This window comes from Selenomonas sp. FC4001, from assembly GCF_000701565.1.
Lineage (GTDB): Bacteria > Bacillota > Negativicutes > Selenomonadales > Selenomonadaceae > Selenomonas_A > Selenomonas_A ruminantium_B.
This window is the reverse complement of record NZ_JNJF01000016.1, coordinates 58,168-81,836: the sequence shown is the minus strand read 5'-3', so window position 1 is coordinate 81,836 and position 23,669 is coordinate 58,168. Positions and strand designations below refer to the sequence as shown.

The window sequence follows — 23,669 nt, the reverse complement described above, 5'->3', positions numbered from 1 at the left end:
AGAGGATGGAGTCTGTGGGGCATAAGCTTTGGTAGAGAGCGAGGTTGATGGTATGAGCAAGATTATATTTATAGATGTGGATGGCACACTGGTGGATTATGACAACATTTTGCCTTCCTCGGCGGTAGAGGCTATTCGCAAGGCCAGGGCAAATGGCCACAAAGTATATATCAGCACTGGCCGCAGTAGGGCAGAGGTCTATCAGGAGATTTGGGATATTGGCCTTGACGGCATGATAGGCGGCAATGGCAGCTATGTGGAGGACAACGGGCAGGTGGTCATGCATCAGTTGCTTACGCCGGAACAGAGTAGACGCATCGTGGACTGGCTCCATGACCGCAAGCTGGAATTCTATTTGGAAAGCAACAACGGCCTCTTTGCCAGCGAAAACTTTGAGACAAGAGGAGAACCGGTCATGCAGGAATACTCAGCCCGCAAGGGACAGGAAAATGCCACGAAGATGACCGTTCGGCAGGCCTTCCCGGAAATGATTTTCGACGGGGAACTTTATCGGGATGACCTGAACAAGGTCAGCTTCATTCTGGAAAGCTACGATGACTTCCTGGCAGCTAAGGATGCCTTCCCGGACCTTCAGGCAGGTACCTGGGGCGGTGTAGGAGAAACGGCACTGTTCGGCGATTTGGGTGTCAAGGGCATCACCAAGGCCCATGCTATTGATGAACTGTTAAAGCATATCGGCGGCAGGATTGAGGATACCATCGCCTTTGGTGACGCCAAGATTGATATTCCCATGTTGGAATATTGCCATGTGGGGGTGGCCATGGGCAACGGCGGCGAGGAAATCAAGGCCATAGCGGATTTCGTGACAGATGCCGTGGCAGAGGATGGACTGGCCCATGCTTTTCAGCGGTTGGGGCTGATTTGATAGGGAAAACAACAGCAAAAAAGCCATGTCTTTATCTGGGAAGATATGGCTTTTTTTATTAGCGAAAAAATAGAATTGACAATTGGTACGACAACGTAGTATTATAACGTTACGTTAACGTACTATTGTGCAATCTGAACACGAGGATATGACTATGACAAAGATTGACAACACCCTGGGGTATATGATTTGCCGGACAGCTCGTAAGGTACATCGGCATATGGAAAAAATCTTTTCGCCTTACGGTCTGACGCTGGAGCAATGGGTCGCCTTGAAGGTTATCTCGGAGAATCCCGGCTGTAGCCAAAAGGAACTGGCTGCTTTGCTGGACAAAGACCAAAACACGGTAAAGGCCATGGTAGACCGCCTGCTGCAAAAGGAATATGTGCAGCGGATGGTGAACCCCAATGACCGCCGGGCCTTTATTCTGGAGATAGCACCACTGGGAGAAAAGACGATTGTCGAGCTGTCGGCACAGGATGAACAGGAAAATCGCATTTTGGAAACAGGCTTGGGGCCGGAGCAAACTGCACAGCTTAGAATGCTGTTACAAGCGGCAGAAAAACTGGTGCAGGAGTAAGTCCCTAACTTTCCATGATTTATGAGGAGCAACACCATGAATAAACACATTTCCCGGAAAACTTTCTTGAAGGGCAGCCTGGCTCTTACTGCAGGTCTGCTGCTTGGACAATTCAATTCGCTGGCCGAAGCAGCCAGTACGGAAAAGGCATGGCCCAAAGCACCGGACCAGGCCACCGGTGACACGGCCATGTCCTTCCTTTTTGACCGTACCCCCATTGAGCCTGTGCAGGTTTTCGACAACCTGTATTACATCGGTTCCATCTCTGTAGCTCAGTTTGTCGTGCGTACCAGCAAGGGGCTTATCCTTATCGATTCCGGTTGGGACGAGGCGGATGCTGATTACGCGGCAGAGAGCATGAAAAAGCTGGGGCTTGACCCGGCTGCTACCAAATATATTCTGCTCACCCATGGTCACAGCGACCATTACGGCGGAGCTCAGTTCTTCAAGGATAAATATGCCCCTAAGGCTAAAATTGCCATGAACCTTGTAGACAGCAACTGGGATTCCGTGATTCCGACAGAAAAAGGCGGCTTTGGCGGTGTCCGTCCGAAACTTGATATGTATCTGGAGGATAAGCAGGTCGTTACCCTTGGCGATACCAATATCTACATCGTTCTGACTCCTGGTCATACGCCGGGCTGCGTTTCCATGATTGTCCCCGTTACGGACCACGGCGAAAAACATACCGTGGCCATCTGGGGGGGAACAGGAACCCCGGCCAATCTGGAAATGAATTATCTCTACCTGAGTGCCGTAAACTACTTTGCTCAGTTCACGGAGTTGCACCATGTGGATGTAGAGATGAGTGCTCACGGTTGGGTAGATGATACCTTCACGCGGCTTGAACAGCTGAAAAATCGTCAGCCGGGCCAGCCCCATCCCTTTGTTATCGGTCAGGATAAATACCGTGCCTACGAACAGACCTTCCGTACTATGGCGGAAAAGGCCATTGAGTCATTTGCCACGAAACGCTCATAATTGGAAAGGAAGTTGTTTTCATGAATTGGATAAGAAAAGCACTGGTGGCAGGTACCATAGCTTTGACCATGACGGTTCAAGGCGGCGTTGGCTCTTGTGCAACGCCCGCTAAGGACAAGCAGGCGGAAAAGAATTCTTTGCCGATTACGGTTCAGGGGGAGACGAATCTGCCTGGTAATTTCTGTCTCTCCTTTGTACGCAGCAAAAATCTTGTCCTGCTGGATGGGAAAGGAAAGGTAGTCTGGTCTAAGCATGAAGAACAGCCCAAGGATGGAAGCAAAACTGGCTGGTGGGATTTCAAGAAACACAAGGTCGATGGGAAGACATATTACAGCTATCATGATGAGACTGGAAAAGATGATAACTATGGAATGCAGGGCTATGCCCCAGGCGAGCGGGTTATCCTGGATGACAAGTTCAAGGAGATTAAGCGAATTCGCTTTGAAGAATCGGCGGTAACCAAAAAAGGCGACCCGCTGGATGGCCATGATTTCCTGATGATTACCCCGGACCATTATATCCTTTCTGGTTATCTGCACGATACGGTTTATAACGTACCCGGGTATCCGGAGGGAAGTCAGGTGGTATATTCTTATTTGCAGGAAGTAGACCATGGAAAAGTGGTCTGGGACTGGAAGAGCATCGATTATCCGGAGCTCTATGGTCTTACCGTAACCGATTCAAAAGATACGGCGGCAGATTTTGGGAATAAAAAGACCAATGTGCCGGATTATATCCATTTCAATGCGATGCAGCTTGATAAAGATGGCAATCTTATTTGCTCCTTTCGGCATTTGAGCAGCATTATCTGTCTGGACAGGCACAAGCGTGAAAATCAGATTCTCTGGAAGTTGTCCGGACGTGGGGACGAGTTTGGCTTAGCCGAAGACCAGAAGACCTCTTGCCAGCACTATGTGACAGTGGATGGAAACTATCTGACGGCTTTTGACAATAATAATCGCGGCAAGATGACCCGCATCCAGTCTTATAGTTTGGATATTCCCAATCGCAAATTGCAGGCAGTTCGCAGCTTCTCGTTCCCGGATAAGTATTCCTTTGCCTGTGGCTCTGTCCAGCATTTGCCGAATGATTTATTTGTTATTGGCTGGGGCTGGCAAACAAAAGGCAACGAATGCATGTCGGTTTACGACATGAAACAGGGCAAGAAACTCATGAGTGTTTCGCTGGTCAACCCCAAGAATATAACGTATCGGTGCGTGTATTTTGATTAAGGGTTGATTGGACTCTTGCTGCATGGTAATATAGAAACATAAGAGCATAAACAGGTGCCTGCTGCCACCGGGTAGCAGGAAAGACGCCATATCTTTATCGTTAGGTCAAAGAAGATAGAGATATGGCGTTCTTTGTATATAATAAGGGGGATATGATGATGTTCAGGAAAATGAGACGCTTTAAGCAGCAGATTACCGAAGAGGAATGCCGTGAGGTGCTAAAGAATGCCAAAAGAGGTGTGCTCTCCCTGTTGGGGGAGGATGGCTATCCCTATGGCCTGCCTATCAACCATTGGTACTGCGAGGAAGATGGCAAGCTGTATTTCCATGGGGCCAAGGCTGGACATAAAATCGAGGCAATAAGAAAATGTGACAAGGCCAGTTTCTGTGCTTATGATGAAGGTTATTGCAAAGAGGGTGAATGGGCCCTTAATATCAAAAGCGTCATTGCCTTTGGCAGAATCAGACTGGTGGAGGACGAAGACCTGTCCTGCAGGATATGCACCCATCTCGTAGGCAAATTTACCGACGACGAAGAATATCTGGAGAAGGAACTGAAAAATGCCTTGCCGCGGGTTCAATGTCTGGAGATGAGAATTGAACACATGACAGGCAAACTGGTGAATGAGTCATAAGGAAGGTGAAGAAGATGGACTTGAAAAGAATAGATGGGCTGCTGACGGTCTGCAAGCTCAAATCGACGGCAGATATTGACCTGAGCCATGATTTCTATTTCATCGGCAAAACAGATGAAGAGATATCCCTTGTGTGCAAGAACGAAGACACCCCAGCAGAAACGTTGGAAAGTGACGATGGCTGGCGGGCTTTTCGCATACAGGGCACCCTTGATTTTTCACTGATAGGTATTCTGGCGAAAATATCATCCATTCTGGCCGAAAACAAGATAGGAATTTTTGCAGTATCGACCTACAACACAGATTATATTCTGGTCAAGGAAAATAGTTTTGAGGCAGCATTGCTGGCTTTGCAGAAAAATGGATATAATGTATTATGAGTATGTGATAGAAATTTGTCTGGAGGATTATGTATGAAAACGTCGATTATTTATGATTCAAGAACGCATACAACAGAAACGGCGGCAGCATTTATTGCCAAGGGCATTATGGAAACTGGATACAGCGAAGTAAGGTGCTTTAATATCGACGAGGCTGATTTAGATTATATTAAGCAATCCGACATGGTTATCTTTGGTTCACCTACATATATGGCTTCTGTTACGGGGAAAATGAAAAATTGGCTGGAAAGCAATATCAAGAGGCTGAATTTGGCAGGAAAGCTGGGGGGAGCCTATGCTACAGAGCAGTATATCCACGGCGGTGCCGAAAATGCCATCAAGGAAATGATTGTGTTTATGATGGTGGCGGGGATGGTGGTTTATTCCGGAGGCAGTTCCTGCGGAAAGCCTGTCATTCATCTCGGCCCTGTAGGTATGAGCCAGGATATTGAAGGATTCGAGGATTTATTTATCATCTATGGAAAGAGAATGGGGGAACAGTTGGGCAAATTGCAGAAGACATTATAAGTTGTAGGGGCTGCCCTGTAGGCCGCTAGGCGTGCCCGCATTCCCCCAAGCGAATGTGGCCCAACGGTCGTTTGCGTTGGGGAGAAGTAGAGCGAATAGTTTTCCACGTAGACTATATTTTTTCATTTCTTCATTAAAACTATGCTCCTCAAGAAGACGGATTCCGTTGGTCAAATTTGCAATTTCCTGGGCGGAGTCAGTACCGGAACGGAAATGTGCATTAGTGTTTTTGACTGTATCATGGTGTTTTTCGTTTCGCATCATCAGTTTGCTGTTTTGCTCGGCAATTAAGATGCCACGAGGAAAATTATCTTTTAGAAGGTTCAGTAGGGTACGGATTTGCTCCAAAGTGAAGTACATGAATAGTCCTTCTGCGAGAAAGACTGGCGGTGATTGTCTATCAGCAATCACCTTTTTCACTTCTCTGCACCAGGTATCCTCCAGCACATTGCCGGACAGCATCGTCACGCGGTCTTGCTCGGGAAAGGCTTTTCGTCGTGCGGCAATAGAGTCAGGCAAATCCAGGTCAAACCACCAGATTTTGCCATTATCCATACGGGAAAAGCGGTTATCAAAACCGGCACCAATATTTACGACCACGGTGTCTGGGGCTTGGTCGATAATTCCTTTTAGCTGGCGGTCTAGCATGATGGTTCGAGCTACCACGCCCTCGTGGGATAAAAATTTGTCGTAGGGCTTGGTGTCAATATCCAAAGCGTTGATGATTTCCACAGCTTTGTGGTCTATGATGCGTGCATTGGGACGCAGTGTCTCATTGGCCTTGATTGCAAGGGGGATGAGTGCTGTTGTCTGAACATCACCTAATTTAAGCTCCATGGTTTACCTCCAATCGTTTTTGTCACCAGATTACCAAAAAGCGGCCGTATGAGCAGTACGGCCGCTTTTTAGCTGTGTATTATATTTTAGGAGAGCTTTAACGAAAGCCTATAGATAATATAACACCATTGAGAATGAAAATCAATAGATAATAGAAAATTATTTTTAATAACAAAAACCTGAGGTTTCCCAATAGCATTATATTATTTTTTTGGCCACCAAATACAATCTGAATTTCTTTGCAGCCTCCAACTTTTCGACATAGAATCCCGCATTATCACAGAATACCTGTATCTGGTTCAGGGACTATACGCATACATTACCATGACCATTGGATAAATATTTGGACAATAGCATCCGGACATGATAGAATAGCATTAGGAGAGTATTTTATACGTGATAGAGTCCTCAGGGTTTTGTGTATTACCTGAGGGCTCTTTTCGTTATGTGATTCCTAAAAAGCCAAACTCATCATGTCCTGTGAAATGGGTATCTATTATTTGTCACGAATTTGTATCGGGGACAAGTTCCAGAATTTTCTCCATCCAAATCATGTTGTAGTAGCGGTCGAACTTGCGGCCGCATTTATGGAAGGTGCCAACTTTGGTAAAGCCTAGATGGGCATGGAAATTTTCGCTATTGTGGGTGAGGTATTCGTCAGGCGTAATGGGGGAGCCGATGCAGGCGTAGAGATTGGTTATGCCCATGACGGAAAGTTCCTGCTCCAAAGCTGTGTAAAGCTTGCGGCCCGTGCCATGGCCTTTTTCCTCTGGGGAAAGATAGATGGTGAGTTCCGCTGAATGATTGTAGGCTTCTCTGCCTACGAAAGCTCCGGCATAGGCGTAGCCGACAATTATGCCGTTCCTTATGGCAACAAGATAGGGATAGCGGGTGAGAGTTCCGGCAATACGTTGCTGGAATTCATCAAGGGTTGGCATGCTGATTTCAAAGGTGATGGCGGTGTTTTTCACGTAATAGCTGTAAATAGTAAGGATGGCCTCGGCATCTTCGCAGGTCGCGTTGCGGATAGTGACATCATTCATAGGGCAAACTCCTTTTACGTTTTTGATGGTTCTGATTGGATTATATCATGAAATAGGTGAGGGGAAGATTTTTAGATTTTTCTGGTGATTATATTTATTCATAATATTGATACATCTGTCCAATATCGCAGTAGTAAAAAGATTATTTGGGGTCAGTGGTAAGTATTTCAGGAAAAAATATTTACGCAAGCCCACGTTAGACAAGGATTTGAGGTCTTTTTCTAAAAAAATTAAAAAAAAACAGGGAAAACAGGAAAAAATTCCTAGAAACAGGCTCAAGTTTTGCTACATTTAGGGTGTAAGCAAGAAACAACCGTTGCTTGCACGGACAAAAAAATGACAATATAGAAAGGAGACCAAAAATGGTCAAAGTTATCAACGGAAAAAAATATAGTACAGACACAGCGAAAATCGTGGCGTACTACAACAACATCGACGGATTCAGAATTCTGCAATGTAATGATGCAAAGTTCTTCGAAAAGACGTTGTACAAGAAAAAGACAGGTGAATATTTCATCTGCACTGATGGAAGAAATCGTTCTGGTGTAGAAAATGGCATTGAGCCTGTTAGTGAAGAAGGAGCCAAAAAGTGGTCCGAAATATACCTCGATGCAGATGAATACGAAAGCATTTGGGGAGAAGTTGAAGAATAATTCTCCACTGTGTAGAACAGCTCTAAGATGAATCCCATATTCTTTCCAGCAACGGTGTTGGTCACGGTGCTCTGGCTACCCTTTTGCGGGAGGAAGACATCAATACCCTGATTTGCGGTGGCATTGGCGGCGGTGCTCAGAATGCCCTGGCTCAGGCAGGTATTACTCTGTACGGCGGTGTTCAGGGTGATGCAGATGCAGCAGTAAATGATTTTCTGGCAGGAAAATTGGCTTACGACCCTGCTGTTCACTGCGACCATCATGGTCACGGCCATGGCGAAGGTCATAGCTGCGGTGGTCACGGTCATGGCCATGGTTGTCACTGATTATTTCCCATAAAAAAAATTAAGGTGCTCGGCAAATTGCCTGGCACCTTTTTCTGATATAATTTAGGAGGATTTCATCATGAAAGTTGATTGTGCAAATTACAAGACCCAGGCCTGCTATACCAAGGGCGTAAACTGCACCGGCATTGACCGGGAACCTATTCCAGTAGTATTCATTTTCTGATTAAAGTAAACCAAAATCAAAAACAATAAATACAGTATTAGGTATCTGCTCCCTGCTTAATGTTTCGCCATTGAAGCGGGGGTTTGCATTTTGGACAAATCATTAGGGGGACAAGTGATTCCGATTAAGGAATCGCCTTTCATTCCGGTTGTATTGGGGGGCAGCAATGGCCAGCAAGCCTCGTCGTGTGACAAAATAAGACTTTAAGGTAATTTTTTAAGGGACGTAACAAGTTAAGTTAAGGAAGTTTATGGAACCATGCGGAGAAAAAAGACAAGATAGGGCAGTTTTTCCTTAATTTTGTCACATTTAGACGAAGAAATAGCAAGGGTCATCCTTAATCTGTCACGCAAAGGAGATGCAGGGAAAAGAATAAGAAGTTCGCTCGATATTTCTTATGGATATACGGCAATATAAATGCCATTTGATTAAAGTAAACCAAAATCAAATGGTATCTATTGTCACCACTGAAAAAAATAGCCACCTTGTGGTGGCTATTAGTCAAGACTGCAAAGGTATGCCGTTGGCTTCTGCTATAGACCTCGGGGTTATGAAAATCCTGCTGTTATTGTTGCTGTTCCCAATTATTAGTCAACGGATTATAGATGTAGGGCGTTCCTGGAGGAGTGTCTGATGAATAGGTACGTTTGACTACTTCTTCGCGTTTTTCCTTCGCTCGTTTCAAAAGAACATTTAGGAATTTGCCGAGGTTATTGTTTGGTGTTATTTTCATGGTTCGGCTCCAATTCCTTTTCTCGCCTAGCTTATTTTGAGCAGTGTCGAACATACAGACGGTGCCAACGGTGCAGGTGTGGTTCATAAGGTTAATCTTTAGCAGGGAAAACTCACCAAGTGGATTCAGCTTTCTGGATAATCCTTTTTGGTACATTTTTTCAATGTAATCAGAACCGTAAGTGATTTTTGTCCAAACGTAGATATTCTTGTCTTCCAAGCGGTTGCTGTTAAAATTTTTATCAAGGCCTATACTTTCTTCATCGAATTCAACGGAATCACCTTGAAGGCCTGTGCTTGGCTGCCAGTTGGTGGCGAAGGCCGTGGAGGACAGGGCAAGCAGAATAGTAAGCAAGAGAAGCAATTTTTTCATGGATTGTCCTTTCTACACCATTATAAGTGTATAAGCAGGTGTTGAATAGCTTAGAAACGAAATAATGTTTGTAAGTACGAACATTAAACAGGATAATGTTCACAATTATAAACATTAAAAGATATTATATAGGCGGAAGAAGAAAAGTTAGAGACAGTTCCCTTCAAACGCAGGGCTCATTCGCTCCATAGCTGTACGGGACAGACCATACTTTTTAGCCAAGATATGCCAGTTCTCAGCTACGACGCTCTTAGTGTTGGCGATAATGTTCTTGGCATCTGCTTGTTTGATTTGGTAGAATTCCGCCATTTCCAGAGCCAGGTCCATATCCAGGGTGCTATCTTCTTCGGTAATGCCCAAAGATAAATTGTTGCCATAGGGATTAGGATTTACATCAAACAGTGGGGAAAGATGCCAGCCGTCCTTATGCAGAAGGAAGCCATGATTCCGCAGATGGTCGTCTGTATTTGAGATTGCGATGTTAAACACGATGCGACACCAAAGTTCCTTCAGGTCAGCAGAAGCATTGGCACTATGTGCTGTCAGCCAGTCGGCAATATCAAGATAAGAGGCATCTTTATCGCTATCGGTTTTGCCCAGCATGGTCATAGCAGAGGCCATGTGGATTCGGGCTTTTCCTATGCGGTCAAACCGTTTTACCAAAAAAGTGGTGCCTTCCTTGGTCAGGGATAAAGCCTGAGCTTCCGCCACGTTCAGGTTACACATTTCGGCCAAATCGTGGGCTACCATTTCCCAGGCTCCAGCATTTTCTGTGTCGTGTTTGGAGGGAAATTTTGCAATCCACAAATTGCCCTTCGCATCAGCAACAGTTGCCTTGGGACGGGCACCGCCTAGTGAAGAACCGGGAGCCATCAGTAGGGAGAGCCATGTTTCGTCGAAACCGTTGTCATCTTCGAAATTTCGGGACGCATCCTGTAATTGACGCAGCTCCGTCCATGGGGGCGTTGCTAGGGAAACATCATTGGCCTGAAAATCACCCTGAGGTTCCAGACGAAAACGTAATGCTCCCATGCGGCTTTCATCGTGGACTCCAAGCAAAAAGTCACTTTCCAGCAGGGCAGAGGGTTTCCTGGCTTCCTTTCTTGCCCTAATAGATTCACGCCTTTTCATGAGAAGTCTGCCCCAGCGGTCTGGGCAGGAGTCAGAAAACATGCCGAAAATCTGATTGTCCGCATATTGACGGCCAGGAATATCAACTTGTAGCTGCGGGTCCAGAAGCAAATGTTCCTTATTTGCCAGGAAATCAGGCGTAAATTCAAAGGAATAAACTTCTTTTCCACGAGCTTTTTGTACATATAAATTTCCGAGGTGGAGTTGACCGCGGTAGTAATCGTCCAAGTAGCAGTATATCGTCTTATTATTCATCTTTCTTCCTCTTTGGTGCCCTATGGGCAACAGTTAAGTTTAAGTCTTGTATCAAGCGGCCTTTAGCGTCGTCCTTGCAAATAAGCAGCAAGTCTTTATCCATACCTTCTATCGCATGAAGGACTTTGGCGTAGGCTCCCATGGAAACGGACGGGCTGCCTTTTTCGATGGCCCAAACAGTCGTTCTGCCCAGACCGGAACGCTCGGCAACTATTTCCATCGAGATATTACGGCGTAGGCGGGCCAGTTTGATTTGCTCTCCCATACGCTGAAGGATTCGTTGGATGCTCGGTGTCAGGACTATTTTCTTGCCCATTATCTATTCCCCTCCATGATAACGTTTTTATTTATGAACATTATATCGCAAAATGTTTATAAATACAAACGTTATCATAAAAAGTAAAGGGGGAAAGACATACGGCCTCTCGTTTTAGGGAAGCAAGCGGGGGAGAACTGTTATTGAAGTTGTTTTGAAGTTGATATTGAAGTAGCGTTGAAGTAAAATTGAAGTAAGTTCAACGATAATCAGGCAGGATTCCCCCACCTTTAAGGTAGTGGGAGGAATGCCCGTTTTTGTCAAAACTTACCACTTCAATATAAGTGATTAGAGTGAAGAAAGATGGCTCCAAATCCTACTACTTTAGTAGTAGGCTAGAATATACTTTCTACTTTTGGAGGATTGTTTACAATTCCGGATAGTCGTAGAATAGCCTTTGTCACTTGGGGAAGTGATAACACATATATACACCTTCAAGAGTGGGGAAGCTCGCAGGTAAAGGAAAAACGCATACGCATAGGGCTGTTGCAATAGCAACAGCCCTGTTTCTTATCGGCACCTTTTCAGCATTTCGTCATTTTGTTATTTATATCCTGCATTGCATGATTTCTGATTAAAGTAAACTAAAATCAAAACACTATGAGTATAGTTGAAGTAGTTCATTGAGTGAGTCGAAGCCAATCGGGGCCAATAGTAGCGGTGTAATGTTTAGGCTATTGAGCCACTATACCTATTTGCTCAGATTGTCCATCTTCAAAAAACTCGCACCTGTGCCAGTAGTTCTTCCTCGGTGTCATATGGATGAATATGGAAATACTCGTTTCCAGAAAGCATAGCAGAAAGCTGGGTTTTCTTAGGACGGTAGAAAATATGCACTTCTTTGCCATGGGCCTCGGCATAAGCCAGCTCATAGCCCACTCCCAATGATACCTGAGTACATTCAGCCACCACCAAATCAGATTCTCGCAGCCATGCCATGTCTTGTTCGTAGATGGCTTTATCGCCTTTATTTTCAACAGTGGAAAGGCTCAAGTCTCCTACATGTTCGGTGAGCACCTGGTGCTTATCCTTTAGTGCGGCAATAACTTTACGGTAGAGTTCCGCGTCTTGTCTGCCTCCACGGATAGAACCGGCAAAATATATTTTCATTGGTTTCACGCCTCATTTCATTTTCAAATCTAACAGTACCTTATCGGTTTCCCATGGGGATATGATGGTATAGTTGATACCAGCTCCATCAAGAACTGCCTTGATTTCATCATCTTTGACTTTAGCTCGCTCCAGATTGGTTTCTTTGCGGCCATCAATACTGATGAACTCGTCATTGCGTCGCAGCAGATATTCCACATTATCGAATTTTGCATGTTCGTGCATTACCAGCTGGTCAAAGAGGTCATCCGGCGTGTTGTTATAGATAATATTCAGCGGGAGAGGGGAATCGCACACCGCATACTCCACACCATAGCGTTCCAAGGTCTTCAGTCTGTGAACCTGCTCGGCAAACAGATAGAGCTGGTCTTGCACAATATCCGTGGCATTCTGGTACCAAAGCCACTTGGCATATTCACCAACTAGTTCCGTTTTGTGTCCTTTTCGTTTCAGTTTCGAAAAAATATCTGCGGCGATGGTGCTCTTGCCGATGCCGGCACCTCCGTAAAAATTTAATACTTTCAATGAGTTACCGTCCTTCCACAAAATAAAGGCACAGGGCAAAAACTGATGCCTGAATGTGCTGCATATATACAATAAGTATACCATGTTTGGGCAAAACAATGGATTGTGATTGAGAAGCCAGATTAAGAAATTAGACAATGTCATTTCGTTGTGGTAAGGTTAGGAGCAAAGGGGGAAGACAATGGACTACAAGGTAACAGAAGAAAAGGAAATACTGCGGGAAGTTTTTGCCGGACTGTTGGCGGACTTGGACAGAGAAATCGAAAGCCGCAAGATTTCGGATGTGCGACATCCACTTTGTGTATTTCAACGAAGAATAAACCGGATATGGGCTGAAATCCTAACAGAAAAGTATTTGACGATGGAAGATATGCAGAAAGTACGCGGTATCTTTGAGTTTGCACAGGATTATGTGGAGGATTTGGCCCGATAGCTTGGCAGTAATTTTCTATACTATAATGGAAAAATATCTCATGACCTCATCAGCACTACTGGCGAGGAAGGATGCAGAAATCCGTTACATCGATTTCGATACCTTCAAAAAAAGTTCAGCGGGCTGCCTGCAGGAGACGTAATCCCCATAAGCGATTAGTTCTGCTTATGGGGATTTTTGTTTTTTCTATCCTTGTACTGTTCTGTTTTTTGATTAAAGTAAACCAAAATCAAAAAACAATATAATTATCTTAGTTTTGAGAACCGAACTTAGAAGTATATCTTTTTGAGAGGTGTTCTGTTAGATGGGCAGATTATAAAGAGTGGTGTTATTTTGACCTCAAAAATGGGTGGTAACAGCGAAATCCTTTGAAAAAGTGCAAAAATCCCCAAAAACTCCATAGAAAAAATGTAAAACATTGAATATAAAGGGCAATGTAGCACGGATTCCGACATTGCTGATGAATCCGTGCTACAATACTATCATAGGATTCGACAATATGTTCTAAGCTATGGCACCGTCAGCGTGTTGCATGTGAGGTGGTGGAAAGTTGGATAAAATTGAAAGACTTCTAGTGTTTGGCGATATACATGGGAAATGGGAAAGATTTTTGAATGTATACCAGAAGGTGGGATTCAACCCGGAACATGACTTGATGGTGTTTTTGGGTGACTATCTGGATAGAGGAGAAAATCCTGTACCAGTGATGGAATGGGTTCTGGAACACTTTGGAAGCAAGAATATGATATTTCTCCGGGGGAATCATGAACAAATGTTTTATGAGGCATTGAGGAATGAGAGCCTCAAGGATGGATTGGTTGATTTTCGGATAGAGTCGCCTAAATATCTGTGGGGAGATAATGGCGGTAAGGAAACCTATAGAGCTATGGAAGCAACTGGAAGATTGGAAGAAATTACTACGGCATGGCTGCGGTTGATAGAAAAGATGCCTTTGTATGCGGAAGTCGAAGTGGATGGACATAAGTATTGGTTTGTGCACGCAGATTGCAATCCGGAGCAACCTTTGGAGAATCAGAAGGCAAAAACCTTGTTGTGGAGCAGGAACCTGGCTAAGTATCCTAGCCTGCATCAAGGGGAGCAAATTATTGTTTTGGGGCATACTCCTGTGCAGGCGTTACGTCTTGGCTCCAAGCCATGTTGGCTGAGTCAGGGACAATTAGTGCTTATGGATACAGGCAGCTTTTTGGAAAATGGCCATATATCTTGTGCGAACCTGCTGACAAAGGAAGTCTGGCAGTCTAATTGAGGGGGATGGAAGCAATGAGAAGGAAAAAGGAAGTCTTAAAATACGCACCTGATGTTGATTCTGCATTGCATATAATTGAGAGGTCAGGCACTATAAGCGGCCACGAGCTATGCTATAGGAGAGAAAGGCTGCTGTTAGAGCAAATTGGGCAAGTTTTGGAAATACTTGATAACAGCCGTGATGAAGAAGATACTCGTATCAACTTGTGGTTTACCGCTGAACGCGGAGATATAACAGATTGGCGAACATATGATGATGCAGTAGAGTACGAAGAAATAAATTCGAGGGAAGAGTACGAGCAATTCTGGCTCGATTATTATCCTGATGAGATAAAGTTCTACGAGTGTTATTTTTTTAGACATGGGAAATTTATGGCCATTGCTCTGGGAGAAAGAGGTCTGATAGAATCTCCGGAGGAGATAACTCAAGATAAGTCTGGAATTTGTGCAGATACAACGCCATTGCTGAAATGGGTCCTGGAACAGTGCAGGAAGGCCGTGCAGCAGATAATATCAGGTAAGTATGATGGTTTCATCAACAATAATCTTCCATACTATTACCGTACGGGGACAATTCCGAGGAAGGAATATTGGAAGATAGTTCCAGAAGGTCGGAAATATGACCTGGCAGGCAGGGACGATAAAATTCTTTCAGAAGAGGAAATCAAGATTTTCGAAAAACTGGTGGCAGAGCAAAAGACCTTCAGCGATGATGATTTTATCATCGAAGACATGACCGCAGCTAAATATTTTGCCTATTGCCGTCTTGGCTATGAGGCAAACAACTTCCCGCACTGCAAAAAGATTGAAGACGATGTAGAGCTGTACAAGCGAATCGCTGATGGCCGGGATAATGGCTTGACGGAAATAGCCCTTGACTCACCTGAAGAGTTCAATAGGTGGAAGAATGGAAAGCTGCAGGTGTTCAATGGCAATCATCCATGGGAAGTAATACGTGGTGGGAGTTCGACACATGTGACTTTTTCTGTGAGTCATCGTCTTGGTGAAAACAAGGAGGGAAGGTACTATTTGTATCTTGCTGGCTTGCACCGTCCTGGCGAAGTAATAAGATTTTTTATCGCCTTGAGGCAGCACGGTATCATGGTTAAGCTCGGGGATATGGAGGAATTGCTGGCAAGATGTCTGGGGACAGATAAAGTGGGAATAGTTCCTAATGGAGTGTTGCCACGATACTGCGAAAAGTTTTTCCCGGGGGAAAAGGTCGTTGATTTCATGAATATCCACTATTGGGATGACGAATATGCAGATTTTGTTGAGAAAACCATATGGCAGGAGGTTAAGACTCCCCAGCTGGTCAGAGATTGGATGACAGTAAAGGAATTGCTCCAATTTGTGGATATGGAAAAATTAGTAGATAAAGAATGCAGAACAGACGAAAATGAATCCGCTGACAGAGCTGACGTATATAGGCTGTGGCAAACTTTTCTAAGGAAGATGTCAGAATATCATTGTCAGGATTCAGAGGATATGCTGGTCTTCATGAGAACCTGGGATGGATTGGGTGACGAAGTGGAAGAGTTTGTTGACGTTTCTCTGTATAGGCGGCTAGACTTGGATAAATTCCGTGATAAAGTTCCCAATGTGGTTCTCTTGCCTGAGGAAAGGCTGCAACAGCTGTCAGAAAAAGAGCTGATAGAGTATCACAAGGGTGTGTATGCTGAAGTGCCAGAGGGCTATGCATGCGATTTCACGCCTTGGGAGGAAATGCTTGGCTTTAAGGTCAGCATAGGCAATTTGCGGCGAGTTGGTCTTCAGGAATGTATCCATGCTGTCCTGACAGAAATGACTTTCCATGGTATGACGGAAGATGACCAAAGTGAGCGGCGTCAGGAACTGGATGAAGCCATAGAGGAAATCGAGGATATTCGTAATTTGCCGCAGGAGGAACAAGAGAAGCATCTTAAGAGTTATGAGGACGTTTGTGAAGAGTTGGGCTGGAAAGACGAACGTAGTCCTGAAGTGCAGGCTGCCGGACGTAAGCGATTCTGGTATTATAACGCTGTTACGGCCAACTCCGTTGTTAGCGAGCTTCGAGAAATACTCAAGTAATGGATTACCTGGAGGGCATCAATATGATATATCTTGTTTCGGATACGCATTTTTACCACAAAAACATCATAGAGTATTGCCATCGCCCCTTCAAGCACATTGGGGAGATGAATCAGACTCTTATTTCGAACTGGAATAGTGTTGTTTGTCCTGATGATGAGGTATTCCATCTTGGAGACTTCACGATGGCCCATTTTGTGGAAGGTAAGTGGGAAAGTTACAAGCAAGCTTATATCAGGACATGCCGAGAGCTTCTGGCACAGCTGAACGGACATAAGACACTTATTCTAGGGAACCATGACGCAAAAGCGAGGGTAAGCCGGGAGTGCGGATGGGAAGCTGTGGAGAAGCAAATGGTTTTGGACGGATTTCTGCTGACGCATAGGCCGTGTGAACCAACAGGGTATCTCGCCAACATTCATGGACATGTCCATGATAAACTACCATTCTATCGGCGAGAGCAGGAAGGGATATACTTCAATATTAGCGTTGATAAGACGGGGTTCAGCCCTGTGTCCCTTGCTTATCTCCAAGAAATAATTGAGGCGAACGAGGCAGGGCCGCAATTGTTGGAATAAGTAAGTCTACGCAGTTGTTTTAGATGTTCCATATTTTTCCCATGATGTTAATAACACAATAAGTGTTGTTTATGTTAACCAATTCAGAAACTAGGATAAAAGTCATCCTAGAAAACGTGGAGGTGTTTGTGATGAAGGATGATAAGAGTGATGATTATAAAAAATGCTTAGGTTCAGAGATATATTTGCTAAATCAGGATTATGGTTTGAGAAGTGGTTGTCTGTGGAACTATGAGTACAAAGGGAAATCGGTTGTCTTGTATCCGCGTCCGTTTGGAGTAGATGAAGAGACTTATAATGACTATAGTGATGCATGTAGCAATATAAGACATAAAATAAAAGAAGAAGAAACAGCAATGAGCGGCTACATGTTCAGACGTGAGTTTAAATCAGAGGAAGAGGCTTTTGCTTATATCAATGGTGTAAGAATGGGAGTTGACCTAATGATAGAATCAATATTAGGAGCAAATTCGAAGATAAAAATGATATTCTGAGACTGATGGGCAACGGTGGAGAGGAAATAAAGGCCATTGCTGATTTTGTGACGGATGCCGTGGCAGAGGATGGACTTACCCATGCTTTCCAACGGCTAGGATTGGTTTGAAAAGCTGTGATTTAGGTACAGGCATAGAACATTCTAAAGAGCGGAAGGCTATGTTGGAAAAGTGAGGTATCGTACATGAACATTGTTGTGGCAGTTGATTCGTTTAAGGGAAGCCTTAGCTCCGCAGAAGCAGGGGAGGCTGTAAAAAAGGGCATCATGAAAGCGTGCCCTCAGGCAGATGTTTATGTTTCGCCTCTTGCTGATGGCGGAGAGGGAACGGTGGATGCCCTGGTGAGCGGCATGGGGGGCATCATTAAGCATCTGGAAGCTACCGGGCCGTTGGGAAACAAAGTATCCACTTATTATGGAATTTTACCACAAAACCAAACCGCCGTCATAGAAATGGCTTCTGTTGCCGGTCTTACCTTAGTTCCGACAGATAAAAGGAAACCCCTGTACACTACCACTTACGGTGTGGGGGAAATTATAATGGATGCTATCCGCAGCGGCTGTCGTAATTTTATTATCGGTATTGGCGGCAGTGCCACCAATGATGGCGGTATAGGCATGTTGCAGGCTCTAGGGGTTGATATGCTGGATGAAAACGGTGTAGCTGTTCCTTTTGGTGCAATAGGGCTACAGAAATTGGCAAGCATTGATGATGCCCGTGTGTTACCGGAGCTGAGGGAATGTCATTTTCGCATTGCCTGCGATGTAAAGAACCCCCTGTGCGGACAGGATGGATGCAGTGCCGTCTTTGCTCCACAAAAGGGAGCCAATGCGGCTGAGATAGTGCAGATGGATGAGTGGCTGGAGAGATATGCGAAGATAGCACAGGCAAAATATCCTCGTGCCAATCCACAGACTCCCGGCTGTGGAGCCGCTGGAGGATTGGGATTTGCGTTTTGCACATTCATGGATGCTGCCTTGGAATCGGGCATAGACATTGTGCTGGATGAGATAAATCTCGAAGGTCATATAGCTAAGGCTGACCTTGTCATTACAGGGGAAGGCCGCTTGGACAGGCAAACGGTTATGGGCAAAGCCCCAATTGGGGTAGCCAGAATTGCCCAGAGGTACAATAAGCCGGTCATAGCCTTTGCCGGTTGCGTAACCCGGGAGGCCAGGGTGTGTAATGAGCACGGCATAGATGCTTTCTTCCCCATCCTGCGGGAGCCTGTTACAGTCCAAGAAGCTATGGAGACGGTAACTGCCAGACGGAATATGGCAGATACCGTAGAGCAGGTGATGCGGCTGATACTGAGATGTAGGAAAGAAACATAGAGTCAGCAACCCCACGGCTGAAAGCCGGGGGCTTGGGGATAGCGAAAGCTGCTCATCGAGCCCTTGCTGACTAGCCTCGGTCTGGGAATGTGAGAAACTATTTTCTGGACTCCGTTATCCGAGAATATATAGGCACCAGTGGACGTGAGTCCGAATCCACTGCTCTGCGGCTTGTGATTAAACAGTTCTGAGGGTAGGAACAGTGTTGCAGGCATCAAACCTTGGATAACATTGGCTACGGACAACCTACCGCCCTTTGGGGCGAGACGCCCCTGCTTCGATAGGGGCAAACTTAAAATTTTAGGAAAGGAGCGACCGCATCGTGGTCTATATATTAAGTAAAAATGGACAACCGATTATGCCTACAGAAAACCATGCGAAGGTGCGGCTGCTCTTAAAATCTAGCAAGGCTGTGGTTGTCAAAAGAACCCCATTCACCGTCAAACTGATAGGGACGAACAAGACTTTTGTGCAGGATGTGACGCTGGGTGTGGACGCAGGTAGTAAGCACGTTGGGCTATCCGCTACGACTACTAAGAAAGAGTTGTTTTCAGCAGAACTTCGCCCTCGCAACGATGTTGTGGAATTGATGTCGTCCCGCCGAGAGATGCGTCGTTCCCGTCGTAACCGCACGACTCGCTACCGTGAGCCACGGTTCAACAATCGTGTCCACTTAAAAAACAAAGGCTGGCTTGCACCGTCGGTTGAGGTCAAGATTTGGAATCATATCCAAGCCATCAAGCTCGTTGCGAAACTATTGCCTTTAGCTGTGATTCGTGTCGAGACAGCAGAATTCGACCTGCAACGCATCAAAGCAATGGAACAGGGCAAGCCTTCACCTGTCGGCACAGACTACCAGCTTGGCGAGCAGTACGACCACTACAACACGAGACAATATGTGTTGCACCGTGACGGGTACAAATGTGCCTGCTGCGGGGCGAAGCCCACTTCCAAGAAAGAAGTCAAATTTCACGTCGATAAGGTTAAGCTAAACACCCATCACATTGAATCCCGCAAGACGGGCGGGGACGCTCCCGATAACTTGATAACTCTTTGTGATAAGTGTCACAAACTGCATCATGCGGGCAAACTGGATATTCCCGAAAAGAAGCGTAGGCTCCGTTCCACAAGGGACGCTGCGTTCATGGGAATCATGCGTAAGACATTGATTCAGAGACTCAAAATGATGTTTCCGACAATCAAGGTCTGTGAAACTTATGGGTACATCACAAAATACTGGCGGGAACGCAAGAACATTGAAAAGACGCACATCAGCGACGCCTTCGTTGTGGCGAAGAATTTTGACGCCGCCCGCTTGGATAAATCACTGCTGGTTGTTCCAAAACGCCAGCACAACCGACAGATTTACAAGTGCAAAATCAACAAAGGCGGCGTTCGCAAGCTGAACCAGACGCCTAAGTTTGTGTTCGGTTATCAACTTTTTGACAGGGTGCTTTGCAAAGGTCAGGAAGGATTTGTTTTCGGCAGAAGAGCAAAAGGTTCTTTCGATATTCGTAAATTGGACGGAATGAGGATAGCCGAAATCTCCTACAAGAAACTCCGACGTATCGAGCATCGAAAACCTTTGCTAATTGCGTACAACTAAGGTTAAATTTAGAAAGGAGGGATGTGGTGGCTCCTCCCCATAGCTAAAGCTAGGGGTTCCCGCCACCACGACTTTGGATGGTGAACAAGCTTGACTCGATGGCACTGACTGGATTTGTTTTACGGTATAGATAACGCGAAATTAACGGGGCTGCCGCTGGAAGTGATATGCTCCCCCTATGAGAGACAGTAAAAAATAAAACTGTCATCATAAGGGGAGCATATCAGAGTGTAATTCCGCCAACGCTTTCAGTTTCTGCCCTTCTCTAATTCTCCTATAATTATGAAATGATATGATAAGTCCATAATGAAAAATATAGCCTTGGGGAGGAATAAAGATGATAGTATCCATCAACCGTGACGGTGTCTGCATGGGGGACGACGCCATGGACCACCACAGGGACATCGAAATGGAAGACAGGGCCACTGGCCGGGACCTTTTGGAAAAACTGCTGGAAATGAACTACCTGCCAGACCTTAGCGATGCCATCTGGTACACATGGAGCCTGCGAGCCCCATGCATCGTCGCTTGGTCCTGCAAAAAGAAGAAAATTATCGCAGAACTAAAGAATGTTCCTTTAATGCAGATAGACGGCGACAAGACTTGGTACGATTTCCGCCACATCCTCAAGGAAGACCTTTATCTCCTTAGAGATGATATAAAGAATACCCCGGGTATCTGGTACGACAAGGACTTCTTCGGGGGCAGTCTGTAATGCCGCAGAAACGCGGGGACTGTTGCATGAGTGTAATTTCACTTGATATGCTCCCCCTATGATGACAGTTTTATTGTCTCATAGTGGGAACATATCAATAAGCGGGGAAGGTTCACATGCGAGAGGAGAAAAAATTATGGAATACGCCAAACTGGGAAGTTCTGAACTGAGTGTTTCCCGCATTTGTCTGGGGTGCATGGGCTTTGGCAATGCTGTTACGGGACAGCACAGCTGGACGGTAGACGAGACTGCTACCCGTGAGATAGTAAAACATGCTTTGGATTTGGGTGTGAATTTTTTTGACACCGCTATTGCCTATCAGAATGGCACCAGTGAAGAATACTTGGGCAGGGCTTTGAAGGACTATGCCCAGCGTGATGAGGTTGTGGTGGCCACGAAATTCCTGCCCCGCAGCCAGCAGGAGATAGAGGCTGGTGTCAGCGGTCAGGAGCATATCAGACGGCAGCTGGACTTAAGCCTGCAACATCTGGGTATGGACTATGTTGACCTGTATATCTACCATATGTGGGATTATCAGACACCCCTGTATGATATTTTGGATGGCATGAATCAGTTGGTAAAGGCTGGCAAGGTTCGTTATATAGGCATTGCCAACTGCTACGCTTATCAGTTTGCCAAAGCCAACGCTTTGGCAGAAAAGGAAGGGTTCGCCAAATTTGTATCTGTCCAGAACCACTACAACCTTCTGTTCCGGGAAGAAGAGCGGGAGATGGCAAAACTCTGCGATGAGGATAATATTGCTATGACTCCGTATAGTGCTTTGGCCAGTGGCCGCCTTTCCAGAAGGCCGGGGGAAACAAGCAAGCGACTGGCAGAGGACAGCTATGCCAAGCTCAAGTATGATGGCACTGCTGCAGCAGATGAAAAAATCATCCTGCGTGTAGCGGAACTGGCAGATAAATATGGTGTATCCATGACGGAAATCGCTTTGTCCTGGCTTTTGACCAGGGTAACGGCTCCTGTAGCCGGAGCCACGAAGCTGCATCATATTGATGGTGCGGTGAAGGCTGTAGAACTGAATCTGGCAGCTGAAGATATTGCCTATCTGGAGGAACTCTATGTGCCGCACAATCTGGTGGGGGTCATGGCTCAAAATACCCGTGTCGGGAACAAGAAAGAACAGGTTTGGATGAAAAACGCCCCAAAGGGCATGCAGTAAATACGGATATGCAAAAGAGCCCGCCATAAATCAGAAATAAGTCTGTTTTATGGCGGGCTCTCTCTTTTGTTCACTACTTTTGACAGCTGCAGCATCATTTCTGCTGGTATGGTGTTCAGCAAATATTTCAGAGCGGCCAGAAGCTGGGTAATATGCGATTTATAACGAGGAATAAGATGTCCCCCACCTCTGCGGGTGGGGGTGGCGAATATAATAACAGGCGGTGAGCACATATCTCCTGCCTCATTGAAACGCCAATAGGAAGTTTTGCCTACGGCAAAACTGGAACAACGGCGTTATAATATCCCCGTCAGGTACTGTACCAATAGCGACATACAGGCCACTGCCACCCAACAGCAGAACCCCAAAGCTATAGGTGCCAAGCCATGTCGCACAAGTTCCAATAACTTGGTATTTAAGCCGATTGCACACATAGCCAGTACAATGGCAAATTTGCCTAAGCTGCCCAAAGCATGACTAACCTCCAAGGGAAGAAAACCGGTGGTATTGATGATGGAAGCCACCACGAACCAAAGGATAAACCAAGGAAAAATTTTCCTCAACTTGAACCCCTGCCCCTGGCCAGCCTTTTCCCGAGTCATGAGCAGTGCGAAGATGAGGCAGACGGGAACAATCATCAATGCACGGGTCAACTTAACGATGGTGGCAAAGCCACCTGCTTCCTCGCTGTAAGAATAGCCAGCCGCTACCACGGAAGAAGTATCATTCACCGCCGTACCTGCCCACATGCCGAAGCCAAAATCCGACATATTCATAAGATGCCCCAAAAAAGGGAAGATGAATACAGCGAGCACATTGAACAGGAATATGGTGGAAATGGAAAAGGCAATGTCCTTGTCTTTTGCTCCGATAACCGGAGCCACCGCCGCAATGGCCGACCCACCGCAAATAGCTGTACCTGCACCAATGAGGGTGGTAGTATTTCTTTCCAGCTTCAGCAGCTTTCCCACCCAAAAGGCCACAGCAAAAGCAGTGAGAAGGGTGAAAATCATCACGGAAAGGGACTGGGAGCCAACTTCCAACACATGAAACAGATTCATTTCAAAACCCAGCAGGATAATAGCATACTGGAGTATTTTTTTTCCCGTAAAGGTAATGCCCGTCTCTACTGCACTGGAGCGGTGCAAACCTGCAAAACTCATGCCTATCAAGATGCCGAAAACTGGCCCGCCAATAATGGGGAATTTCTGCCCCAGCAGCCAAGCCGGTACCGCAAATACCAGAGTAAAGATAATTCCCCGGATATGTTCTTTCTTCATAAAGGT

General features: G+C 45.6%; 26 protein-coding genes. 18 read left to right on the top strand and 8 right to left on the bottom strand.

The genetic code is table 11. From position 1 onward, the window contains the following. The first annotated feature begins 52 nt into the window (after positions 1 to 52). The 7 genes from T320_RS08475 to T320_RS08445 all read left to right on the top strand — a co-directional run bounded on the left by T320_RS08475 (position 53) and on the right by T320_RS08445 (position 5,222). Positions 53 to 886, top strand: coding sequence for a Cof-type HAD-IIB family hydrolase (locus tag T320_RS08475; RefSeq protein WP_037354847.1), 834 nt, complete (start codon positions 53 to 55; stop codon positions 884 to 886). A gap of 154 nt (positions 887 to 1,040) precedes the next feature. Beyond that, a complete protein-coding gene (locus T320_RS08470; RefSeq protein ID WP_051608682.1) occupies positions 1,041 to 1,466 on the top strand; it encodes a MarR family winged helix-turn-helix transcriptional regulator in 426 nt (141 codons plus the stop codon). Between the two features lie 36 nt (positions 1,467 to 1,502). Further along, positions 1,503 to 2,447 (top strand): MBL fold metallo-hydrolase, encoded by a 945-nt coding sequence (locus T320_RS08465; RefSeq protein WP_051608681.1) that lies wholly within the window; start codon positions 1,503 to 1,505, stop codon positions 2,445 to 2,447. A 20-nt stretch (positions 2,448 to 2,467) separates the two neighbouring features. Further along, a complete protein-coding gene (locus T320_RS08460; RefSeq protein ID WP_037354845.1) occupies positions 2,468 to 3,679 on the top strand; it encodes an arylsulfotransferase family protein in 1,212 nt (403 codons plus the stop codon). Between the two features lie 170 nt (positions 3,680 to 3,849). After that, positions 3,850 to 4,314, top strand: a complete 465-nt coding sequence (locus T320_RS08455; protein ID WP_231465874.1) for a pyridoxamine 5'-phosphate oxidase family protein — start codon at positions 3,850 to 3,852, stop codon at positions 4,312 to 4,314. Between the two features lie 14 nt (positions 4,315 to 4,328). Then, entirely contained in the window at positions 4,329 to 4,694 is a 366-nt protein-coding gene (locus tag T320_RS08450) for an ACT domain-containing protein (RefSeq protein ID WP_037354842.1), read from the top strand. Between the two features lie 33 nt (positions 4,695 to 4,727). Beyond that, positions 4,728 to 5,222 (top strand): flavodoxin family protein, encoded by a 495-nt coding sequence (locus T320_RS08445; RefSeq protein WP_037354840.1) that lies wholly within the window; start codon positions 4,728 to 4,730, stop codon positions 5,220 to 5,222. Here the strand turns inward: T320_RS08445 and T320_RS08440 are convergent. Together T320_RS08440 and T320_RS08435 are read right to left on the bottom strand one after the other, a co-directional pair. After that, positions 5,217 to 6,059, bottom strand: a complete 843-nt coding sequence (locus T320_RS08440; RefSeq protein WP_051608680.1) for a class I SAM-dependent methyltransferase — start codon at positions 6,057 to 6,059, stop codon at positions 5,217 to 5,219. The genes T320_RS08445 and T320_RS08440 overlap by 6 nt on opposite strands. A gap of 503 nt (positions 6,060 to 6,562) precedes the next feature. Further along, a complete protein-coding gene (locus tag T320_RS08435) occupies positions 6,563 to 7,102 on the bottom strand; it encodes a GNAT family N-acetyltransferase (RefSeq protein ID WP_037354839.1) in 540 nt (179 codons plus the stop codon). A gap of 362 nt (positions 7,103 to 7,464) precedes the next feature. On the opposite strand from T320_RS08435, the gene T320_RS08430 reads away from it, so the two are divergent. Together T320_RS08430 and T320_RS08425 are read left to right on the top strand one after the other, a co-directional pair. Further along, positions 7,465 to 7,755 carry a hypothetical protein gene (locus T320_RS08430; protein WP_037354837.1) on the top strand — a complete coding sequence of 97 codons (291 nt, stop codon included), beginning with the start codon at positions 7,465 to 7,467 and terminating at the stop codon, positions 7,753 to 7,755. A 38-nt stretch (positions 7,756 to 7,793) separates the two neighbouring features. Further along, the gene (locus tag T320_RS08425) at positions 7,794 to 8,081 is read left to right on the top strand and encodes a NifB/NifX family molybdenum-iron cluster-binding protein (RefSeq protein WP_081824802.1); all 288 of its coding nucleotides are present in this window, start codon (positions 7,794 to 7,796) and stop codon (positions 8,079 to 8,081) included. 749 nt (positions 8,082 to 8,830) lie between these two features. Here T320_RS08425 and T320_RS08420 read toward each other — a convergent pair. The 5 genes from T320_RS08420 to T320_RS08400 form a co-directional block, all read right to left on the bottom strand. Beyond that, positions 8,831 to 9,370, bottom strand: a complete 540-nt coding sequence (locus T320_RS08420) for a hypothetical protein (protein WP_037354835.1) — start codon at positions 9,368 to 9,370, stop codon at positions 8,831 to 8,833. Between the two features lie 147 nt (positions 9,371 to 9,517). Further along, complete coding sequence (locus T320_RS08415) at positions 9,518 to 10,756, bottom strand: type II toxin-antitoxin system HipA family toxin (RefSeq protein WP_037354833.1); 1,239 nt, start codon at positions 10,754 to 10,756, stop codon at positions 9,518 to 9,520. Continuing rightward, on the bottom strand, positions 10,749 to 11,072 hold the full coding sequence (locus T320_RS08410) for a helix-turn-helix domain-containing protein (protein WP_037354830.1): 324 nt from the start codon (positions 11,070 to 11,072) through the stop codon (positions 10,749 to 10,751). The genes T320_RS08415 and T320_RS08410 overlap by 8 nt, the downstream gene beginning before the upstream one ends. A 714-nt stretch (positions 11,073 to 11,786) precedes the next feature. Beyond that, complete coding sequence (locus tag T320_RS08405; protein WP_028130218.1) at positions 11,787 to 12,182, bottom strand: nucleoside 2-deoxyribosyltransferase; 396 nt, start codon at positions 12,180 to 12,182, stop codon at positions 11,787 to 11,789. Between the two features lie 12 nt (positions 12,183 to 12,194). Further along, positions 12,195 to 12,707, bottom strand: coding sequence for an AAA family ATPase (locus tag T320_RS08400; protein WP_037354827.1), 513 nt, complete (start codon positions 12,705 to 12,707; stop codon positions 12,195 to 12,197). Between the two features lie 181 nt (positions 12,708 to 12,888). Here T320_RS08400 and T320_RS08395 point away from each other — a divergent pair, with 181 nt between their 5' ends. The 9 genes from T320_RS08395 (at position 12,889) to T320_RS08355 (ending at position 22,383) form a co-directional block, all read left to right on the top strand. Continuing rightward, positions 12,889 to 13,140, top strand: coding sequence for a hypothetical protein (locus tag T320_RS08395; RefSeq protein ID WP_028130216.1), 252 nt, complete (start codon positions 12,889 to 12,891; stop codon positions 13,138 to 13,140). Between the two features lie 550 nt (positions 13,141 to 13,690). Continuing rightward, a complete protein-coding gene (locus T320_RS08390; protein WP_037354822.1) occupies positions 13,691 to 14,407 on the top strand; it encodes a metallophosphoesterase in 717 nt (238 codons plus the stop codon). 14 nt (positions 14,408 to 14,421) lie between these two features. Next, entirely contained in the window at positions 14,422 to 16,476 is a 2,055-nt protein-coding gene (locus T320_RS08385) for a DUF6557 family protein (protein WP_037354820.1), read from the top strand. A 23-nt stretch (positions 16,477 to 16,499) separates the two neighbouring features. Then, entirely contained in the window at positions 16,500 to 17,054 is a 555-nt protein-coding gene (locus tag T320_RS08380) for a metallophosphoesterase (RefSeq protein ID WP_051608679.1), read from the top strand. Positions 17,055 to 17,185: 131 nt separating this feature from the next. Further along, positions 17,186 to 17,548 (top strand): hypothetical protein, encoded by a 363-nt coding sequence (locus T320_RS08375; RefSeq protein ID WP_037354818.1) that lies wholly within the window; start codon positions 17,186 to 17,188, stop codon positions 17,546 to 17,548. A gap of 185 nt (positions 17,549 to 17,733) precedes the next feature. Continuing rightward, the gene (locus T320_RS08370) at positions 17,734 to 18,882 is read left to right on the top strand and encodes a glycerate kinase family protein (protein ID WP_037354816.1); all 1,149 of its coding nucleotides are present in this window, start codon (positions 17,734 to 17,736) and stop codon (positions 18,880 to 18,882) included. A gap of 322 nt (positions 18,883 to 19,204) precedes the next feature. Continuing rightward, a complete protein-coding gene (gene iscB, locus T320_RS08365; protein WP_051608678.1) occupies positions 19,205 to 20,488 on the top strand; it encodes an RNA-guided endonuclease IscB in 1,284 nt (427 codons plus the stop codon). Positions 20,489 to 20,825: 337 nt separating this feature from the next. Beyond that, positions 20,826 to 21,203: a hypothetical protein gene (locus tag T320_RS08360; protein ID WP_037354813.1), complete on the top strand. Its 378-nt coding sequence runs from the start codon at positions 20,826 to 20,828 to the stop codon at positions 21,201 to 21,203. Between the two features lie 136 nt (positions 21,204 to 21,339). Next, the gene (locus tag T320_RS08355) at positions 21,340 to 22,383 is read left to right on the top strand and encodes an aldo/keto reductase (RefSeq protein WP_037354811.1); all 1,044 of its coding nucleotides are present in this window, start codon (positions 21,340 to 21,342) and stop codon (positions 22,381 to 22,383) included. A 296-nt stretch (positions 22,384 to 22,679) separates the two neighbouring features. On the opposite strand, the gene T320_RS08345 is transcribed toward T320_RS08355, so the two are convergent. Then, complete coding sequence (locus tag T320_RS08345; protein WP_037354807.1) at positions 22,680 to 23,663, bottom strand: YeiH family protein; 984 nt, start codon at positions 23,661 to 23,663, stop codon at positions 22,680 to 22,682. Between the last annotated feature and the right edge of the window lie 6 nt (positions 23,664 to 23,669).

Excerpts from the sequence above, each read along its gene's own strand:
- T320_RS08345 (WP_037354807.1), bottom strand. The coding sequence starts at position 23,663 with ATGAAGAAAGAACATATCCGGGGAATTATCTTTACTCTGGTATTTGCG.
- T320_RS08470 (WP_051608682.1), top strand. The coding sequence starts at position 1,041 with ATGACAAAGATTGACAACACCCTGGGGTATATGATTTGCCGGACAGCT.
- T320_RS08405 (WP_028130218.1), bottom strand. The coding sequence starts at position 12,182 with ATGAAAATATATTTTGCCGGTTCTATCCGTGGAGGCAGACAAGACGCG.
- T320_RS08430 (WP_037354837.1), top strand. The coding sequence starts at position 7,465 with ATGGTCAAAGTTATCAACGGAAAAAAATATAGTACAGACACAGCGAAA.
- T320_RS08420 (WP_037354835.1), bottom strand. The coding sequence starts at position 9,370 with ATGAAAAAATTGCTTCTCTTGCTTACTATTCTGCTTGCCCTGTCCTCC.
- T320_RS08380 (WP_051608679.1), top strand. The coding sequence starts at position 16,500 with ATGATATATCTTGTTTCGGATACGCATTTTTACCACAAAAACATCATA.
- T320_RS08415 (WP_037354833.1), bottom strand. The coding sequence starts at position 10,756 with ATGAATAATAAGACGATATACTGCTACTTGGACGATTACTACCGCGGT.
- T320_RS08385 (WP_037354820.1), top strand. The coding sequence starts at position 14,422 with ATGAGAAGGAAAAAGGAAGTCTTAAAATACGCACCTGATGTTGATTCT.
- T320_RS08435 (WP_037354839.1), bottom strand. The coding sequence starts at position 7,102 with ATGAATGATGTCACTATCCGCAACGCGACCTGCGAAGATGCCGAGGCC.
- T320_RS08455 (WP_231465874.1), top strand. The coding sequence starts at position 3,850 with ATGAGACGCTTTAAGCAGCAGATTACCGAAGAGGAATGCCGTGAGGTG.
- T320_RS08360 (WP_037354813.1), top strand. The coding sequence starts at position 20,826 with ATGATAGTATCCATCAACCGTGACGGTGTCTGCATGGGGGACGACGCC.
- T320_RS08355 (WP_037354811.1), top strand. The coding sequence starts at position 21,340 with ATGGAATACGCCAAACTGGGAAGTTCTGAACTGAGTGTTTCCCGCATT.
- T320_RS08465 (WP_051608681.1), top strand. The coding sequence starts at position 1,503 with ATGAATAAACACATTTCCCGGAAAACTTTCTTGAAGGGCAGCCTGGCT.
- T320_RS08440 (WP_051608680.1), bottom strand. The coding sequence starts at position 6,059 with ATGGAGCTTAAATTAGGTGATGTTCAGACAACAGCACTCATCCCCCTT.
- T320_RS08460 (WP_037354845.1), top strand. The coding sequence starts at position 2,468 with ATGAATTGGATAAGAAAAGCACTGGTGGCAGGTACCATAGCTTTGACC.
- T320_RS08370 (WP_037354816.1), top strand. The coding sequence starts at position 17,734 with ATGAACATTGTTGTGGCAGTTGATTCGTTTAAGGGAAGCCTTAGCTCC.
- T320_RS08450 (WP_037354842.1), top strand. The coding sequence starts at position 4,329 with ATGGACTTGAAAAGAATAGATGGGCTGCTGACGGTCTGCAAGCTCAAA.
- T320_RS08375 (WP_037354818.1), top strand. The coding sequence starts at position 17,186 with ATGAAGGATGATAAGAGTGATGATTATAAAAAATGCTTAGGTTCAGAG.
- T320_RS08395 (WP_028130216.1), top strand. The coding sequence starts at position 12,889 with ATGGACTACAAGGTAACAGAAGAAAAGGAAATACTGCGGGAAGTTTTT.
- T320_RS08445 (WP_037354840.1), top strand. The coding sequence starts at position 4,728 with ATGAAAACGTCGATTATTTATGATTCAAGAACGCATACAACAGAAACG.
- T320_RS08410 (WP_037354830.1), bottom strand. The coding sequence starts at position 11,072 with ATGGGCAAGAAAATAGTCCTGACACCGAGCATCCAACGAATCCTTCAG.
- T320_RS08475 (WP_037354847.1), top strand. The coding sequence starts at position 53 with ATGAGCAAGATTATATTTATAGATGTGGATGGCACACTGGTGGATTAT.